This is a genomic window from Burkholderia sp. D-99 (assembly GCF_011605345.1).
Lineage (GTDB): Bacteria > Pseudomonadota > Gammaproteobacteria > Burkholderiales > Burkholderiaceae > Burkholderia.
Genome location: NZ_JAAOXM010000003.1, coordinates 535,461 through 552,072, shown reverse-complemented (window position 1 = coordinate 552,072; position 16,612 = coordinate 535,461). Strand labels below are relative to the sequence as shown.

General features: G+C 65.7%; 18 protein-coding genes. All 18 read right to left on the bottom strand.

Annotated features, from left to right (window positions below; translation table 11 throughout):
* Positions 1-42: 42 nt before the first annotated feature.
* Positions 43-1,071, bottom strand: a complete 1,029-nt coding sequence (nagZ, locus tag HAV18_RS16635; RefSeq protein WP_085039819.1) for a beta-N-acetylhexosaminidase — start codon at positions 1,069-1,071, stop codon at positions 43-45.
* A gap of 16 nt (positions 1,072-1,087) precedes the next feature.
* Positions 1,088-1,516, bottom strand: a complete 429-nt coding sequence (gene acpS, locus HAV18_RS16630; protein ID WP_166957641.1) for a holo-ACP synthase — start codon at positions 1,514-1,516, stop codon at positions 1,088-1,090.
* A 72-nt stretch (positions 1,517-1,588) separates the two neighbouring features.
* Complete coding sequence (gene pdxJ, locus HAV18_RS16625) at positions 1,589-2,365, bottom strand: pyridoxine 5'-phosphate synthase (RefSeq protein ID WP_166957639.1); 777 nt, start codon at positions 2,363-2,365, stop codon at positions 1,589-1,591.
* Entirely contained in the window at positions 2,362-3,198 is an 837-nt protein-coding gene (recO, locus tag HAV18_RS16620) for a DNA repair protein RecO (RefSeq protein ID WP_166957637.1), read from the bottom strand. The genes pdxJ and recO overlap by 4 nt, the downstream gene beginning before the upstream one ends.
* Positions 3,185-4,084 carry a GTPase Era gene (gene era, locus HAV18_RS16615; RefSeq protein WP_166957635.1) on the bottom strand — a complete coding sequence of 300 codons (900 nt, stop codon included), beginning with the start codon at positions 4,082-4,084 and terminating at the stop codon, positions 3,185-3,187. The genes recO and era overlap by 14 nt, the downstream gene beginning before the upstream one ends.
* 60 nt (positions 4,085-4,144) lie before the next feature.
* A complete protein-coding gene (gene rnc, locus HAV18_RS16610) occupies positions 4,145-5,359 on the bottom strand; it encodes a ribonuclease III (protein WP_166957633.1) in 1,215 nt (404 codons plus the stop codon).
* Positions 5,360-5,512: 153 nt separating this feature from the next.
* Positions 5,513-6,406, bottom strand: coding sequence for a signal peptidase I (gene lepB / locus HAV18_RS16605; RefSeq protein ID WP_166957631.1), 894 nt, complete (start codon positions 6,404-6,406; stop codon positions 5,513-5,515).
* A 16-nt stretch (positions 6,407-6,422) separates the two neighbouring features.
* The gene (gene lepA / locus HAV18_RS16600; protein ID WP_166957629.1) at positions 6,423-8,216 is read right to left on the bottom strand and encodes a translation elongation factor 4; all 1,794 of its coding nucleotides are present in this window, start codon (positions 8,214-8,216) and stop codon (positions 6,423-6,425) included.
* Positions 8,217-8,413: 197 nt separating this feature from the next.
* Positions 8,414-8,650: a glutaredoxin family protein gene (locus tag HAV18_RS16595; protein WP_166957627.1), complete on the bottom strand. Its 237-nt coding sequence runs from the start codon at positions 8,648-8,650 to the stop codon at positions 8,414-8,416.
* A gap of 7 nt (positions 8,651-8,657) precedes the next feature.
* Positions 8,658-10,157, bottom strand: a complete 1,500-nt coding sequence (locus HAV18_RS16590; protein WP_166957625.1) for a DegQ family serine endoprotease — start codon at positions 10,155-10,157, stop codon at positions 8,658-8,660.
* Between the two features lie 16 nt (positions 10,158-10,173).
* On the bottom strand, positions 10,174-11,226 hold the full coding sequence (locus tag HAV18_RS16585; protein ID WP_166957623.1) for a MucB/RseB C-terminal domain-containing protein: 1,053 nt from the start codon (positions 11,224-11,226) through the stop codon (positions 10,174-10,176).
* A 5-nt stretch (positions 11,227-11,231) separates the two neighbouring features.
* Positions 11,232-11,849, bottom strand: coding sequence for a sigma-E factor negative regulatory protein (locus HAV18_RS16580; RefSeq protein WP_166957621.1), 618 nt, complete (start codon positions 11,847-11,849; stop codon positions 11,232-11,234).
* 86 nt (positions 11,850-11,935) lie between these two features.
* A complete protein-coding gene (rpoE, locus tag HAV18_RS16575) occupies positions 11,936-12,535 on the bottom strand; it encodes an RNA polymerase sigma factor RpoE (RefSeq protein WP_006490873.1) in 600 nt (199 codons plus the stop codon).
* A gap of 91 nt (positions 12,536-12,626) precedes the next feature.
* Positions 12,627-13,091, bottom strand: a complete 465-nt coding sequence (locus tag HAV18_RS16570) for a protein YgfX (RefSeq protein WP_166957619.1) — start codon at positions 13,089-13,091, stop codon at positions 12,627-12,629.
* Positions 13,092-13,102: 11 nt separating this feature from the next.
* The gene (gene fabF / locus HAV18_RS16565) at positions 13,103-14,335 is read right to left on the bottom strand and encodes a beta-ketoacyl-ACP synthase II (RefSeq protein WP_166957617.1); all 1,233 of its coding nucleotides are present in this window, start codon (positions 14,333-14,335) and stop codon (positions 13,103-13,105) included.
* A gap of 167 nt (positions 14,336-14,502) precedes the next feature.
* The gene (acpP, locus tag HAV18_RS16560) at positions 14,503-14,742 is read right to left on the bottom strand and encodes an acyl carrier protein (protein WP_004197638.1); all 240 of its coding nucleotides are present in this window, start codon (positions 14,740-14,742) and stop codon (positions 14,503-14,505) included.
* 144 nt (positions 14,743-14,886) lie between these two features.
* Complete coding sequence (gene fabG / locus HAV18_RS16555; protein WP_166957615.1) at positions 14,887-15,636, bottom strand: 3-oxoacyl-ACP reductase FabG; 750 nt, start codon at positions 15,634-15,636, stop codon at positions 14,887-14,889.
* A gap of 36 nt (positions 15,637-15,672) precedes the next feature.
* Positions 15,673-16,605: an ACP S-malonyltransferase gene (gene fabD, locus HAV18_RS16550; protein ID WP_166957613.1), complete on the bottom strand. Its 933-nt coding sequence runs from the start codon at positions 16,603-16,605 to the stop codon at positions 15,673-15,675.
* Positions 16,606-16,612 lie beyond the last annotated feature (7 nt).

Here is a 16,612-nt window from a genome sequence, read left to right as displayed (position 1 = left end):
TCGGCGACCGGAATGGCGCACACCGCGCCATCCCCTTCCCGCTCATGCCAGTGCGCTGCTCAACAGCGCCTGCGCCTGCAGATACTCGGGCTGCGCGATCAGCTTGTCCCACTTGAGCGCCTTGCCGCGTGCGCGCATCCGCTTGATGCGTCGCACCGACTCGTCCGTTGCCCGCGCTTTCAACCCGTTCAGCACGACCTCGGCCGCGTCCGGCTGGTTGCAGACGAGCACCATGTCGCAACCGGCAGCGAGCGCGGCGTCCGCCGCCTGCGTGAGCGTGCCGCCTTCGCGCGCGGCCTCCATCGACAGGTCGTCGCTGAAGATCGCGCCCGTGAAGCCGAGCCGTCCGCGCAGGATGTCCTGCAGCCACACGCGCGAGAAACCGGCCGGCCGCTTGTCGACCTGCGTGTAGATCACGTGCGCGGGAATCACCGCAGACAACGACAAGCCGAGCCAGTCATAAGGCGCGACGTCCTGCTTGAGGATCGCATCAAGCGTGCGGTCGTCGGTCGGCAGCGCGACGTGCGAGTCGGCCTCCGCGAAGCCGTGCCCCGGGAAATGCTTGCCGCAGTTCGCCATCCCGGCGAGCGACAGCCCGTGGTTCAGGCTCTTCGCGAGCAGCGTGACGACACGCGGATCGCGATGGAACGCGCGATCGCCGATCACCTTCGAGTGCCCGTAGTCGAGGTCGAGCACGGGCGTGAAGCTCATGTCGATCCCGCACGCACGCAACTCGGCGGCCAGGATGTAGCCGACGGCCGTTGCGACCTTCGTCGCAAGCAGCACGTCGCGATCCCACAGCTCGCCGAGGCGGCGCATCGCGGGCAGCACCGTGAAACCGTCGGTGCGGAAACGCTGCACGCGCCCGCCTTCGTGATCGACGGCGATCAGGATGTCTTCGCGCACCGCGCGGATCGAGTCGGTCAGCGCGGTCAGTTGCGCGCGGTTCTGGAAGTGCCGCGCGAACAGGATCACGCCGCCGGTATTCGGATGCGCGAGGCGCCGCGCATCGTCGCGCGACAGGGCCGTGCCGACGACGTCGAGCATGACCGGGCCGGGAGTCGTTTTCATCGAATCGGGAATTCCGTCAGGAGGAGGTTCGGGAAACAGGTGCAGGCGCGGCGTCCGTCTCGGCAACCACGAACGACACCGCGTAGTCGCGTTCGTCGCTGACCGTCACGCGCGCCGTGATGCCACGGGCGGCAAGCCAGTCGGCCAGCTCGCCCGACGCGACCACGTACGGCTCGCCGCTCGGGTGGTTGAGGGTCTGCAGCGCACGCCACGTCATCGGCCAGTGCATGCCGAGCCCGATCGCCTTCGAGAACGCTTCCTTCGCGGAAAAGCGTGTCGCGAGGAACGCGATGCCGCGCACCTCGGAGCGGGCGCGGCGCGCATGGAACACACGCAGCTCGTCGGGGCCCAGCACCTTCTCGGCAAACCGGCCGCCGGTGCGTTCGAGCACGGCCGCGATGCGGCTCACCTGGGCGATGTCGGTACCGATGCCGTAGATCGCCATGTCAGTACGCGCCGCTTTGCCCCGGCGGAGCCGGGTCAGCCATGACGCGCGACGCGCGGCAGCATTTCATCTTCAACGTGCGCCGCCATGCAGCGCGGCAACGCGTGCAGCGACCATGATCGCCTTCATTTCACGCACCGCGTTGTCCCAGCCTGCGAAAATCGCGTGCGCGACGATCGCATGACCGATGTTCAACTCGACGATGCCGTCGATCGCGGCGATCTGCTGCACGTTCGTGTAGTGCAGCCCATGACCGGCATTGACCTTCAGGCCGAGCTGCGCGCCAGCCTGTACACCCGCGACGATGCGCTCGTATTCGCGCTGCTGTTCGGCTTCGTCGTGCGCTTCCGCGTAACGGCCCGTGTGCAGCTCGATCACCGGCGCGCCCGCTTCGTGCGCGGCACGGATCTGCGTGTCGTCCGGGTCGATGAACAGCGACACGCGCACGCCCACGTCGGCAAGCTGCTTGCACGCTGCACGCACGGCCTCGAAGTGGCCGGCGACATCGAGGCCGCCTTCGGTCGTCAGTTCCTCGCGCTTCTCGGGCACGAGGCACGCGTCGTGCGGGCGCACTTCGCAGGCGATATCGAGCATCTCGGCCGTCACCGCGCACTCGAGATTCATGCGGGTCTTCAGCAGCGGACGCAGCTTGCGCACATCCGCATCGACGATGTGGCGGCGATCCTCGCGCAGATGCAGCGTGATCGCATCCGCACCGGCCTCTTCCGCGGCGAGCGCCGCGCGGATCGGATCGGGATAGGTCGTGCCGCGCGCATTGCGCAGCGTCGCGACGTGGTCGATGTTCACGCCGAGGTCGATGGCGGTGGGCGTTGTCAGGAAGAAGCTCATAGGTTTTGCAGGTCGATCAGGATCTGGCGCGTGGCAAGCGGCGTACCGCCGAGATAGGTGTTCAGCAGGAAGCGCATCAGCGTCTTGCTTTGCGCAACCGTCTGGGCTCGATGGTAATCGTCCTGCTCCATGTCGAGCAACGTCTGTCCGGAAATGACCGGCCAGTGCGACGGCACATCGTCGTCCGCATTGCGCACGCCGCGCTCGGGATCGAACACGTAGCGGCGGTCGGGCTCGACCGCACGGCGCGCGACCGTGCGGTTCAGCGCCACCGCGTAGCCGGTCTCGCGCAGCAGCACGCGCTCGAACGAGCGCAGCACCTGCACCGCGGGCTCGCCGTGCGCGAGGCGCGTGAGGGTCAGCACGTAATGATTGAAGAGCGGCGGCTGGGGATCCTCGCGCGCGCAGAATTTCACGAGCAGCTCGTTCGCATAGAAGCCGCACAGCAAGCCGTCGCCGCCGAGCGGCAGCATGCCGCCGACCCACTCGGCGCCGGTCAGGGTGCGCACCTCGGATTTGCCCGACCAGGACAGCAGCAGCGGCTGGAAGGTCTGCAGTACGCCGCGCAGCGCGGAGTGCGGGCGCTTCGCGCCCTTCGCGACGAGCGCGAGCCGGCCATGATCGCGCGTCAGCACGTCGATGATCAGGCTCGTTTCCCGGTACGGATAGCTGTGCAGCACGTACGCCGGCTGCTCGGCCACACGAAAATCGGACGTGCGAGACGTCGCACGCCGCGCCTTGCGCGGCGGTTCGGGCGGTGCCGGCAGCGGCGCGTCGTTCGCGCCGGCCGTCACCGCGTCTTCAGTCGACGTCAGCGCGTCATTCGTACCCATAGGCGCGCAGTCCGGCCTCGTTGTCGGCCCAGCCGCTCCTCACCTTCACGAAGGTCTCGAGGTACACGGGGCCGTCGAACAGCTTCTCCATGTCCATCCGCGCCTCGGTGCTGATCTGCTTGAGCTTCTCGCCCTTCTTGCCGATCACCATCGCCTTGTGCGAATCGCGTTCGACGAGGATCGTCGCGAAGATGCGCTTCAGCCGCCCTTCTTCCTCGAACTTGTCGATCACGACGGTGCTCGTGTACGGCAACTCGTCGCCGGTCCAGCGGAACACCTTCTCGCGCAGGATTTCAGCCGCGAGAAAGCGCGAGCTGCGGTCGGTCAGTTCGTCCTCGCCGTAGATCGGCTCGCCTTCCGGCAGGTACGGCTTGATCGTATCCAGCAGGCGCTTGATGTCTTCCGGCCGCTGCGCCGACAGCGGCACGAGCTCGGTGAATTCGCGCAGCGTGCTCATCTGCTGCATGAACGGGAACAGCGTCGCCTTGTCGGTCACGCGGTCGATCTTGTTCGCGATCAGCAGCGTCGGCATGCCCGGCGGGATCAGGTCGAGCACCTTCTGGTCGTCGGGCCCGAAGCGGCCGGCCTCGATCACGAACAGGATCACGTCGACCGATGTCAGCGTCGACGTGACCGCGCGGTTCAGCGAACGGTTCAGCGCGGTGCTGTGGCGGGTCTGGAAGCCCGGCGTGTCGACGAACACGAATTGCGCGTCGTCGAACGTGTTGATGCCGGTGATGCGGTGGCGGGTCGTCTGCGCCTTGCGCGACGTGATGCTGATCTTCTGGCCGACGAGTGCGTTCATCAACGTCGACTTGCCGACGTTCGGGCGGCCCACGATCGCGATCATGCCGCAACGGAAACCGGTAGGAGCGGGAGTGTTCATATCGTTTGGGAGACAGGTTCGGAAACGGCCGCGCGGCGCGCGGCACGATCGATGGGCAATTCAGTGGTCGGCATCGGCCACGCGCGCCTGCGCGGCAGCGAGGCTCACGCCGCCCGGCGGCGTCTCGGAGTCCGGTGCCGCGGTGTCGCGTGCGCGCCCAGCCGCGCGCGAAGCGGGGTCGGTACCGGCGGAAGATTTGTCGGCGGACGCGGGTGCCGGATCGGCTGCCTGGCCAGCCGGCTTGTCGGCGGCGCGTGCAGCGGGCACGGCTTCCGCGGGCCTGTCAGGCCGCTCGACCGGCTTCTCGGCAGCCTTGTCGGCCGCCGGCTTTGCCGCCCGTTCAACCTTCTCCGCAGCCGCGTCGACATGCGCCGCGCGAATCGCGGCCATCGGCGCCACGGCCGGCTCGGTGCCGGTGGCAGCGGTTGCCGCGGGCGCCGCACCGGCCGCCCTCGCCTCGCGCGCCGCCGCGCGTTCCTTCCGCTCCGGCGAGCGCAGGTCGAGCGCTTCCTGCACGCCCTTCACGCCTGGCACGATCTCGGGTTCGACATGCTTCGACCCGCGCGCGTTTTTCGAGCGCTTCGGCTTGGTAGCCAGCATCGGCGCGGCCGCCATCACCTCATCGAGCGCCTTCTTCGCGGCAGCCTGCTCGGCCGCGCGCCGGCTCGCACCGGAGCCCGACACCTTCACGTCGAGCTTCGGCACCGTGCATTCGACTTCGAATTGCTGATTGTGCGCCGCACCATGCGTCGCGACCACCGTGTAAGTCGGCAGCGCGATCTTGTGCCCCTGCAGGTATTCCTGCAGCAGCGTCTTCGCGTCCTTGCCGAGCGTGCGCGGATCGATGTGGTCGAGAATCGGGATGTAGAGGCGCTTGATGACCCCTTGGGCGGCTTCGAAGCCGCCATCGAGGAACACGGCCCCGATGATGGCTTCGAACGCGTCCGCGAGGATCGACGGGCGGCGGAACCCGCCGCTGCGCAACTCGCCCTCGCCGAGCCGCAGCCCGTCCGAGATATTCAGGGCCTGAGCGATTTCGTACAGCGACTGCTGCTTGACGAGGTTGGCGCGTACGCGCGACAGATCGCCTTCGTCCAGCTTGCTGAAACGCTGGAACAAAAGGGCAGCCACCGCGCAATTCAGAACGGAATCGCCGAGAAACTCGAGCCGTTCGTTGTGCGTGGCACTGTGACTACGATGGGTCAAAGCCTGGCGCAACAATTCCGCATTGCGAAATTCGTAGCGCAGCCGGCTTTCCAACTGGGATAGGGGCATGTGCAGGAGTATAACGCGGGCGCCGGCCGGGCCGAAACGGCACGGTCGAACGCGAAAAGGCGTGACGAGGCGGTGTTGCCGCCGGTTCTTAAAGTAGTTCGGCAATACGCGACGCGGCCCGTGCGTCGCGTATTGCGAGTGACGCGAATACGATCAGTTGAAGGAACCGATGCGCTTCAGGTCGCTGAAGTTCATCCAGATGAAGAACGCGCGGCCGACGATGTTCTGGTCCGGCACGAAACCCCAGTAGCGGCTGTCCGCGCTGTTGTCGCGGTTGTCGCCCATCATGAAGTAGTGACCGGGCGGCACCTTGCAGATCACGCCGCGGCTGTTGTACGTGCAGTTGTCGCGATACGGGTAGTCGTATGCGCCCATCACGAACGGCGGCACGGCCGGGTTGTTGAGGATCGCGTTCTTCTTGTTGCCGATCGTTTCCTCGAACTGCTTCGCGTAATTCTGGCGCTCGTCGTCGAAGAAATCCGGCAGCGGCGTTTCGGGCACCGGCTGGCCGTTGATCGTGAGCTGCTTGTCCTGGTATGCGACGGTGTCGCCCGGCAGGCCGATCACGCGCTTGATGTAGTCGACCGACTCATCCTTCGGATAGCGGAACACGACGACGTCGCCGCGCGACAGCGGGCTGCCCTGCGTGATCTTCGTGTTCGTGACCGGCAGACGCAGCCCGTATTCGAACTTGTTGACGAGGATGAAATCGCCGACGAGCAGCGTCGGCACCATCGAACCCGACGGAATCTTGAACGGCTCGACGACGAACGAACGCACGACGAACACCGCGAGGATCACCGGGAAGAAGCTCGCCGTGTACTCGAGCCACCACGGCTGGCGCAGCTTCTCGTCGCGCAGCTTCGAACGCGTCTGCACCGCGTTTTCATCCGCGAAACGCTTGTCGATGCGCGACTGCTGGCGATCGAACTCCTCGATCGCCGTGTCGGCCGCCTTGCGTCGCCGCGGCAGGAACACCAGTTTGTCCAGCACCCACGCTACGCCCGTCAAGACGACGAGCACAAAAAGAATCAGCGCAAAATTCATAAAAGGATCAGTCCTGTTATTTGTCTTCGACGCGCAAGATCGCAAGGAACGCTTCCTGCGGGATCTCGACCGAACCCACCTGCTTCATTCGTTTCTTGCCTGCTTTCTGCTTTTCGAGCAGTTTCTTCTTCCGCGTGATGTCGCCGCCGTAACACTTCGCCAGCACGTTCTTGCGCAGCGCCTTGATGTTCTCGCGGGCGATGATGTGCGCGCCGATCGTAGCCTGGATCGCCACGTCGTACATCTGGCGCGGAATGATCTCGCGCATCTTCGCCGCCACTTCGCGGCCACGATACTGCGATTGCGACCGGTGGACGATCACCGACAGCGCGTCGACCTTGTCGCCGTTGATCAGCATGTCGACCTTCACGACGTCGGCCGACCGGTATTCCTTGAACTCGTAATCCATCGACGCATAGCCGCGCGACACCGACTTCAGGCGATCGAAGAAATCGAGCACGATCTCGGCCATCGGGATTTCGTAGGTCAGTTGCACCTGGCGGCCGTGATACTGCATGTTGATCTGTGAGCCGCGCTTCTGCTCGCACAACGTGATCACCGAGCCGACGTAGTCCTGCGGCATGTACAGGTTCACCGTGACGATCGGTTCGCGGATCTCCTCGATCTTCGGCGGCTCCGGCATCTTCGCCGGATTCTCGACCTTGACGATCGAGCCACCGTTCATCACGACCTCGTAGACAACCGTCGGTGCGGTCGTAATGAGGTCCATGTCGAATTCGCGTTCGAGACGCTCCTGCACGATCTCCATATGCAGGAGACCCAGGAAGCCGCACCGGAACCCGAAGCCGAGCGCCTGCGACACTTCCGGCTCGTACTGCAGCGATGCGTCATTGAGCTTCAGCTTCTCGAGCGATTCGCGCAGTGCGTCGTACTGGTTCGCTTCCACCGGATAGAGGCCGGCGAACACCTGCGGCTTCACTTCCTTGAAGCCCGGCAGCGCTTCCTGCGCCGGCTTGGCCACGAGCGTGACGGTATCGCCGACCTTCGCGGCCGTCAGTTCCTTGATGCCGGCGATGATGAAGCCCACCTGCCCCGCAGACAGCGAATCGAGATTGCGCGACTTCGGCGTGAATACGCCGATATGCTCGACCGGATACTGGGCGCCGGTCGCCATCATCTTGATCTTGTCCTTCGGGCGCAGCGTGCCGTTGACGATACGCACGAGCATCACGACGCCGACGTAGTTGTCGAACCACGAATCGATGATGAGCGCCTGCAGCGGTGCGTCGGGATCGCCCTTCGGCGGCGGCACCTTCGCGATCAGCGACTCGAGCACGTCCTCGACGCCGAGCCCCGTCTTCGCGCTGCAACGCGTCGCGTCGGTCGCGTCGATGCCGATCACGTCCTCGATCTCCTCGATCGCGTTCTCGGGGTTCGCGGCCGGCAGGTCGATCTTGTTCAGCACGGGAACGACCTCGACGCCGAGCTCGATCGCCGTGTAGCAGTTCGCGACCGTCTGTGCCTCGACGCCCTGGCTGGCATCGACGACCAGCAGCGCGCCTTCGCACGCGGACAGCGAACGGCTGACCTCGTACGAGAAGTCGACGTGCCCCGGCGTGTCGATCAGGTTCAGGTTGTAGACCTTGCCGTCGCGCGCGCGATAGGACAATGCCGCCGTCTGCGCCTTGATCGTGATGCCGCGCTCGCGCTCGATATCCATCGAGTCGAGCACCTGCGCTTCCATTTCACGGTCGGCGAGGCCGCCGCATACCTGGATGATGCGATCCGCGAGTGTCGACTTGCCATGGTCGATGTGCGCGATGATCGAGAAATTGCGAATATGATCCATTCAGTGCCGATCAAGCGAAAAAGGCGCGCTCGACGACTGCGGAGCACGCCTTGTAAGTCGGTGAAAAAACAGCCTATTTTAGCTGAAAAGGCCTTCGCCGGGCGGTATTTCCAACGCCGGGCCGCGCAGCACCCTGCCGGGCCCGCCCGCCGGGCAAAGCCCGGTGCGAAGCACCGCCGTCATGCAGCAGGCCCGGATCAGCGCCGGGCCGCGAGCGCGTCGTGCACCTTCGCGGCGTCGAACCGGTGGCGGCACACTTCCGCACCGTCCAGCAGCAGCACGGGCACGTCCTCGTCGTAGCGGGCGACGAGTGCCACATCGGTGTCGATGTCGATGTAATCGACCGCGACGCCGAATTCGGCCGCCACCGGCGCCAGTGCGTCGCGCATGTCGTCGCACAGGTGGCACCAGCCGCGGCCGTAGAGCGTGAACATCGGTGCGTTACTTCTGGCGCGGCCGCACGGGCACGAACTGCGTGTTGTCGCCGCGCCGCACGAGCACCGCGACCGCCTTCTGCGGATCGAGCTGCGCGGTCACTTCGGCGAACTGCTTCGCGTTCGTGATGTCGGTGTCGCCGACACGCAGCACGATGTCACCGCGCTGCAGGCCCGCACGGGCGGCCGGGCCGTCGACGCCGTCGATCTGCACGCCGCTCTTCAGCTTCAGCGTCTTCATCTGCTCTGCCGTCAGGTCGCTGACCGTCAGACCGAGCGAATTGGCCTGGCGCGGCTTCTGCGGCGCGTTCTTGCGCTGCTCGGCCTTCGCCGTCGATTCGGCCGGCGTCTCCGCGATCGTGATCGGCAGATCGCGTGCCTGACCCTTGCGCCACACGCTGACTGTCGCCTTCGTGCCGGGCTTCGTGTCGCCGACCATGCGCGGCAGATCCGACGCCGTATCGACCGACCGGCCATTGAACTTCAGGATGATGTCGCCCGGCTGGATGCCCGCCTTGTCGGCCGGGCCGCCCGGCTCGACGCTGCTGACGAGCGCCCCCTCTGCCTTCGGCAGCCCGATCGAATCGGCCACGTCCTTCGTCACTTCGCCGATCGCCACCGCGATCCGGCCGCGCGTGACTTTACCCGTCGCCTTCAGCTGGTCGGCCACGCGCATCGCCTCGTCGATCGGAATCGCGAACGAGATGCCCATGAAGCCGCCGGTACGGCTGTAGATCTGCGAGTTGATGCCGATCACCTCGCCCTGCATGTTGATCAGCGGGCCGCCCGAGTTGCCGGGGTTCACGGCGACGTCGGTCTGGATGAACGGCAGGTAGTCGCCCGTGTTGCGGCTCTTCGAGCTGACGATGCCGGCCGTCACCGTGTTGTCGAGACCGAACGGCGAACCGATCGCGACGACCCACTCGCCGACACGCACCTTGTTCGAATCGCCGATCGCGACGACCGGCAGGTTCGACGCCTGGATCTTGACGACCGCGACGTCCGTGCGATCGTCGACGCCGATCAGCTTCGCCTTGAATTCGCGCTTGTCGGTCAGCGTCACGTAGATGGTGTCCGCATCGTCGACGACATGCGCATTGGTCATCACGTAACCGTCGGCCGACACGATGAAGCCCGATCCGACACCGCGATTCTGCTCGGTGTCGGGCGGATTGTCCGGCGCAGGCGCGTTCTTCGGGTTACCGCCGCCATTGCCGCCACCGTTGCCGGGCGCCTGCGGAAGCGGAATGCCGAAGAAGCGACGAAAGAATTCCGACATGTCGCCGTTGTCGAAGCCCGGCGGGAGCATGCCGCGCGGGCCGCCCGTCGGCACGTTGGCGGTGGTCCTGATGTTCACGACGGCCGGCCCGACCTTTTCGACCAGATCGGCGAAGTCGGGCAGGCTGGCAGCGGGAGGCGTCACCGCGACCGCGGTATGCGGCACGAGCGGCAGGCAGGCAGACAGCGCCGCCGCCGCGAGCCATTTGCGCAGCGTGAGTTTCATCATGTCGGAAGCCGTAGCGTTACTTGGAAGCCTTGTATTCTATGGCAGACGCGAACTGCTGCAACGTAGCCGGCGGCACTTCGCCGAGCACGGTGATCCAGTAGTCGCCGCGGCGCTTCACGAGAACGTTCGTTGCACCGGTGCTGCCCGCGCCTTCCTTGCGCGTATTCTTCTCGGCCGGCTCGATGAAAACCGAGATCGTCGCGAGACCGTCGGTGAAGACGGCCTGATCGACCGGAATCGGCGGCTCACCCGCGTCGCGCGCGGCCATCGGCCGGCGCACTTCACGAATCTTCTGGAACCCGGCGACACTCGGTGCGAGTTGCCAGCCCTGCGCTTCCATGTCGACCGTCGCGACCGGCGGGCGCACGACCGTCCAGCCGTTCAGGTTACGCATGCCGGCCGCAATTGCGGCCTTGTCGCCGCTTGCGCCGCCCGTCTGCAATTGCGAGAACGCGATCTGCTCGAGCACGTGATCGTTCGCATCGAGCGTCTGCGAACGCAGCAGCAGCCCCGTACGCGCATCGACCCACAGCTTGTAGGTGAAGCGGTATGCATCCTTCGGCATCAGCTCGACAACCTGCGCGTCGATGCCCGCCACGCGATCCTTGCCGAGCGACTTCGCGTCGTAGACGGACATCACGTGCTCGCCGCTCGCGCCGAGCAGCGCGGGGAACGAGTCGCGCGTCTGACGGCGCTCGACCACGCACAGCTTGCGCTCGGGCACGAACGTGTACAGCTCGTCGTTGTGGCGCAGCAGCTTGCGCGGCTTGCCGTCGAGCGTCTCGATGCGCTCGAACTCGCCGTCGCGGGATGCAACGTGCGCGATGCGCGACGACTGCACATACCCGCCGCGCTGATAGACGAACGTGCCTTCGTAGCTCTGCTGCTGCGCCGCTTGCTGGACACGGTCGAGCCAGTCCGCGGCACCCTTGCGGGTCGCGACGGGATCGTCCGGTTGCTGGGCGCTGGCGGGAAGGGATTGAACGGACAACAGGGCGGCTGCGCAAAGCAGGAGGGCCGGCAGCCGCTTCCATCCGGAGATGGCGTGATTCAACTGCAATGTCCGCATCGGGTTTATTGGCCTGGCGTGGTGGTCACGGCAGCGCGGATCAGCGGCATCGAACCCGTGACGACGGGCTGCTGCGCGAATTGCTGGTGCGCTTCGAGGTATTGGTCGAGGCTGGCGTCGCGAATGATGTTGACGTCCTGCAGCCCCGGCTGGGCCGATGCCTGTGCAACCGTCACGCGCTGCAGGTTGCCGCCTTGCGACTCACCTACCGATGCGACCTGGACGGCACCCGGCGTGCCTGCCGTCTGCATTTGCGGGACGACGATCCACGTCAGCGTGGCCGCCGCGGCGGCGATCGCGAACGCGGGCACGACGCGCCGGCGCAGCGACAGCAGCTTGCGCGCGACGGGCGCGGCGGCCGGCGCGAGCAGGTGCGGCTCGCTTTCGAGCGCAGCCGACATGCGCGCGGTGAACGCGACGCTCAGCGCGGGCGACAGCGCAAGCTCGTCCGAGCGCAGCGCATCGCCGATCAGGTGGTAATCGGCCCACGCAGCGCGATCCGCGCGGTTGAACTCAGCCAGAAACTGCCCGTGATCCGGGCCATCGAACATTTCGCCGTCGACCAGCGCGGAAAGGCGCTCGCCGCGCGAACTCGCTTGCGACTGCGTATTGACCGACCCCATGATGCTCCCCATCTTGCACACCCCGTCGTGACTTCACGACTCTATCCGTAACTAGACCCCGACCCGCGTCGATTCGCCTGTCGCGCTTACCAGCGCTTGCCTTCGGGCGTATCGAGCAGCGGACGCAATTTAGCAGCGATTGCCTCGCGTGCGCGGAAGATCCGCGACCGGACCGTCCCGATCGGACAGCCCATCATTTCCGCGATCTCTTCGTAGCTCAAGCCCTCGATCTCGCGCAGCGTGATTGCCTGGCGCAGTTCTTCGGGCAGCAGAGCCATTGCAGCGTTGACCGTCTCGGCAATCTGCTTGCTCATCAACATCGACTCAGGCGTGTTGATATCCCTTAGTTGGTCTGCGTCGGAGAAAGTTTCCGCTTCCTCCGCATCGGCCTCGGTCGAGGTCGGCGCCCGGCGGCCTTGCGTCGCAAGGTAGTTCTTCGCCGTGTTGACGGCAATTCGGTACAACCACGTATAGAACGCCGATTCGCCGCGGAATTGCGGCAGCGCACGATACGCCTTGATGAACGCGTCCTGGGCCACATCCTCGACCTCGGCGGGATCCCGCACGAGGCGCGAGATCAGCCGAATGATCTTGCGGTGGTATTTGGAGACCAGGAGTTCGAACGCTGCCTTGTCGCCCTTCTGTACGCGTTCGACCAGAGCCTGATCGATTTCTTTTTCACTCACCTGACAAATCCATTAACTAGGGATGCAACGCGGAGCGTCATTGTAACGTTCCCGCGCCGGACGCTGGTTACGGTACGTAACCGCGCCGTCGTCATGCCCGCCCCGCCGCGCCCGCCGTCCTCGCCAGCACGGAAAGCGCGCTGAACGACGCGGCGTCGAGCGCATCGGCCGGAATCAGCAACGGCCGGGCCCGCCGGGCGCCCTGCCCGACCGACAGCACCAGCAGCAGGCTGCTCCAGTGCGCATGGCCCGTCACGCGGCCGCGGGCCAGCAACCGCCCGGTGCGGCCAAACGCCGCGATTTCCCCGAATGCATCGATCCGCAACTCGGCCGGCAGCCGGCGGGCGCAGGCCCGTGCGGCGCACACGGCAAGCAGCGCGGCCGTCACGGCCGACACGCACGCGCCTGCCGCAGCGCCCGCGCGCGGGGCCCAGAACAGGTAGGCCGACGCGGCAGCCGATGCGACGAACACGGCCAGCACGAGATACGACACGGCCGAGGTCCGCAACGCAAAGCGCTGCGGACGCCCGGCCGGAGCATCGAATGGACTCGTCAAGCGATTCAGCGTCAGACGCGCTTGAACACCAGCGTGCCGTTGGTACCGCCGAAGCCGAAGTTGTTCTTCACGGCAACGTCGATCTTCATGTCACGCGCGGTGTTCGCGCAGTAATCGAGATCGCACTCGGGGTCCTGGTTGAAGATGTTGATGGTCGGCGGCGACACGCTGTTGTGCAGCGCGAGCACCGTGAACACCGATTCGAGGCCGCCCGCGCCACCCAGCAGGTGGCCCGTCATCGACTTCGTCGAGTTCACGACGAGCTTGTATGCGTGTTCGCCGAAGGCCGCCTTCACTGCGTCGGACTCGTTCTTGTCGCCCAGCGGCGTCGACGTGCCGTGCGCGTTCAGGTAATGGACCTCATCCGCGTTCACGCCGGCGTCGCGCAATGCCGCGACCATGCAGCGGCGCGGGCCGTCCATGTTCGGCGCGGTCATGTGGTACGCGTCGCCCGTCATGCCGAAGCCCGACACTTCCGCGTAGATCTTCGCGCCACGCGCCTTCGCCGCTTCGTACTCCTCGAGCACCATCACGCCGGCACCTTCGCCCAGCACGAAGCCGTCGCGGTCCTTGTCCCACGGTCGGGACGCGCTGGCCGGATCGTCGTTGCGGGTCGACAGCGCACGCGCTGCCGCGAAACCGCCGATGCCGAGCGGCGACACCGTCGACTCGGCGCCGCCCGCGACCATCACGTCGGCGTCGCCGGCCTGGATCAGGCGCGCTGCGAGGCCGATGCTGTGCAGGCCGGTCGTGCAGGCCGTGACGGCTGCGAGGTTCGGGCCCTTCAGGCCGAACATGATGCTCAGGTGGCCCGAGATCATGTTGATGATCGAACCCGGCACGAAGAACGGCGAAATCCGGCGCGCGCCTCGATCGACGTAGGTCTGGTGCGTATCTTCGATCATCGGCAGACCGCCGATGCCGGAACCGACCAGCACGCCGATGCGCTCGGCATTGGCTTCGTTCACTTCCAGCCCGCTGTCCTTGATGGCCTGGACGCCGGCGGCGATGCCGTAATGGATGAACGTATCCATGCTGCGGGCTTCCTTCGCCGGGATGTACTCCTCGGCGTTGAAACCCTTCACTTCGCCCGCGAAATGCACGGCGAGGTTCGACGGATCGAACTTCGTGACGGTAGCGATACCGGACTTGCCGGCAACGAGATTGGCCCAGCCGTCGGCAACATTATTGCCAACAGGCGAAATCAGCCCCAGGCCTGTAACAACAACACGACGGCGGCTCACGGTAACCTCTTTTCCATTATTGGATGACAAAAACAAAAGCCACAGTGGCCACAGGAACCAGCCCTGCGAGCCCTGTGGCTGTTAGTCCGTCCGGCGCGAGGCCGGCAGGATGGCGCGTCAATCGCGAAGATCGCGGCGACGTGGCGGACAAGCGCGAAAGGCGCCTGTTACGCCTTGACGTTTGCGCGAGCGTAGTCGATCGCTTGCTGAACGGTCGTGATCTTCTCTGCTTCTTCGTCCGGGATTTCCATGCCGAACTCGTCTTCGAGAGCCATCACCAGTTCGACGGTGTCGAGCGAGTCGGCGCCCAGGTCGTTCACGAACGAAGCTTCGTTCTTGATCTCGGCTTCCGCGACGCCCAGTTGTTCAGCGACGATCTTCTTGACACGTTGTTCGATGTTGTCCATTACCCCTCCGAGGGAAAGTTCAGATTTACAAGTGCGCGCATTTTATCAGGTTTGCTGACGCCAAAACGCGCGTTGGCTTGATGGTCGATCAAGCGCCGATCCGCCTGAAAAACGGGATACGGCGCGGATGGTAAACGAAAATCGTTACGACATGTACATGCCGCCGTTCACGTGCAGCGTCGTGCCGGTGATATAACCGGCCTGCGGCGATGCGAGGAACGCGACGGCATGGGCAATGTCCTCCGGGCTGCCGAGGCGGCCGAGCGGAATCTGGGTCTTGAGCGCGGCCTGCTGTTCTTCCGGCAACGTCTTCGTCATGTCGGTATCGATGAAGCCCGGCGCCACGCAGTTCACGGTGATGCCGCGGCTGCCGATTTCACGCGCGAGCGCACGGGTCATGCCCGCGACGCCGGCCTTCGCGGCTGCGTAGTTGACCTGACCCGGGTTGCCGGCCGAACCGACCACCGACGTGATGTTGATGATGCGGCCGCCACGCGCCTTCATCATCGGGCGCAGCACCGCGCGCGACAGGCGGAACACCGACTTCAGGTTGGTGTCGATCACCGCGTCCCAGTCCTCGTCCTTCATCCGCATCGCGAGCTGATCCTGCGTGATACCCGCGTTGTTGACGAGCACGTTCAGCGCGCCGAATTCCTTCACGGTCGCGTCGATCAGCGCCTCGGCGGCGGCCGCGTCGTTGACGTTCAGCACCGCACCGCGACCCGTGACGCCCGCTTCCGCGAACGCCGCGGCGATTGCAGCGGCGCCGGATTCACTCGTCGCCGTGCCGATCACCGTCGCACCCAGGCGCGCGAGTTCGAGCGCGATCGAACGGCCGATACCGCGCGACGCGCCGGTGACGATCGCAACCTGTTTATCGAGAGTCTTGTCCATGAATCGAATATCCGTCTCTTGAGAAAAGGCGCCGCGTCAGGCGGTCACCAGCTTGAGCGCTTCGTCGAGCGACGCCGGATCGAACACCGACGCACCCGTCAGGTTGCCGTCGATGCGCTTCGTCAGGCCGGCGAGCACCTTGCCCGGACCGCATTCGATCACGTGCGTGACGCCCGTGCCGGCGATGTGCTGCACGCACTCGACCCAGCGCACCGGGCCCGCGGCCTGGCGCACCAGCGCTTCCTTGATCGCAGCCGGATCGCCGACCACGGCGACGTCGATGTTGTTGACGACCGGAATCTGCGGGGCCTTGACGTCGACGTTCACGAGGTAGTCGCGCAGCTGATCCGACGCCGGCTTGAGCAGCGACGAATGGAACGGTGCCGATACCGGCAGCGGCAGCGCGCGCTTCGCACCCTTCGCCTTCGCGATCTCGCAGGCCTTTTCGACCGCTGCCTTGTTGCCTGCGATAACGACCTGTGCGGGTGCATTGAAGTTCACCGCTTCGACGACGCCCGCTTCCGCGGCTTCGGCGCATACCGCACGCACCGTGTCGTCGTCGAGACCCAGGATCGCGGCCATGCCGCCCTGGCCGACCGGCACGGCCGTCTGCATCGCCTGCGCACGGAAGCGCACGAGCGGCACGGCGTCCTTGAACGCGAGCGCGCCGGCAGCGACGAGTGCCGTGTATTCGCCGAGGCTGTGGCCAGCGACGATCGACGGCGCCGGGCCGCCTGCCTGCTGCCACGCGCGGTAGCACGCGTAGGCGGCGGTCAGCATCACGGGCTGCGTGTTGGTGGTGAGGTTCAGCTCTTCGGCCGGGCCTTCGGCGATCAGCTTGCCGAGATCCTGATTGAGTGCATCGGACGCTTCCTGGAGCGTCTCGCGCACGACGGCCAGATCGGCGAATGCGTTGAGCATGCCGACCGCCTGCGAGCCCTGCCCCGGAAATACGAATGCAAATTTCATATCGTCC

Coding starts and splice junctions, on each gene's coding strand:
- fabD (WP_166957613.1), bottom strand. CDS start 16,605: ATGAAATTTGCATTCGTATTTCCGGGGCAGGGCTCGCAGGCGGTCGGC.
- HAV18_RS16590 (WP_166957625.1), bottom strand. CDS start 10,157: ATGATGAAACTCACGCTGCGCAAATGGCTCGCGGCGGCGGCGCTGTCT.
- era (WP_166957635.1), bottom strand. CDS start 4,084: ATGAACACTCCCGCTCCTACCGGTTTCCGTTGCGGCATGATCGCGATC.
- rnc (WP_166957633.1), bottom strand. CDS start 5,359: ATGCCCCTATCCCAGTTGGAAAGCCGGCTGCGCTACGAATTTCGCAAT.
- fabG (WP_166957615.1), bottom strand. CDS start 15,636: ATGGACAAGACTCTCGATAAACAGGTTGCGATCGTCACCGGCGCGTCG.
- HAV18_RS16580 (WP_166957621.1), bottom strand. CDS start 11,849: ATGGGGTCGGTCAATACGCAGTCGCAAGCGAGTTCGCGCGGCGAGCGC.
- pdxJ (WP_166957639.1), bottom strand. CDS start 2,365: ATGAGCTTCTTCCTGACAACGCCCACCGCCATCGACCTCGGCGTGAAC.
- acpS (WP_166957641.1), bottom strand. CDS start 1,516: ATGGCGATCTACGGCATCGGTACCGACATCGCCCAGGTGAGCCGCATC.
- lepA (WP_166957629.1), bottom strand. CDS start 8,216: ATGGATCATATTCGCAATTTCTCGATCATCGCGCACATCGACCATGGC.
- lepB (WP_166957631.1), bottom strand. CDS start 6,406: ATGAATTTTGCGCTGATTCTTTTTGTGCTCGTCGTCTTGACGGGCGTA.
- HAV18_RS16585 (WP_166957623.1), bottom strand. CDS start 11,226: ATGCGGACATTGCAGTTGAATCACGCCATCTCCGGATGGAAGCGGCTG.
- acpP (WP_004197638.1), bottom strand. CDS start 14,742: ATGGACAACATCGAACAACGTGTCAAGAAGATCGTCGCTGAACAACTG.
- nagZ (WP_085039819.1), bottom strand. CDS start 1,071: ATGAAAACGACTCCCGGCCCGGTCATGCTCGACGTCGTCGGCACGGCC.
- recO (WP_166957637.1), bottom strand. CDS start 3,198: ATGGGTACGAATGACGCGCTGACGTCGACTGAAGACGCGGTGACGGCC.
- HAV18_RS16595 (WP_166957627.1), bottom strand. CDS start 8,650: ATGTTCACGCTCTACGGCCGCGGCTGGTGCCACCTGTGCGACGACATG.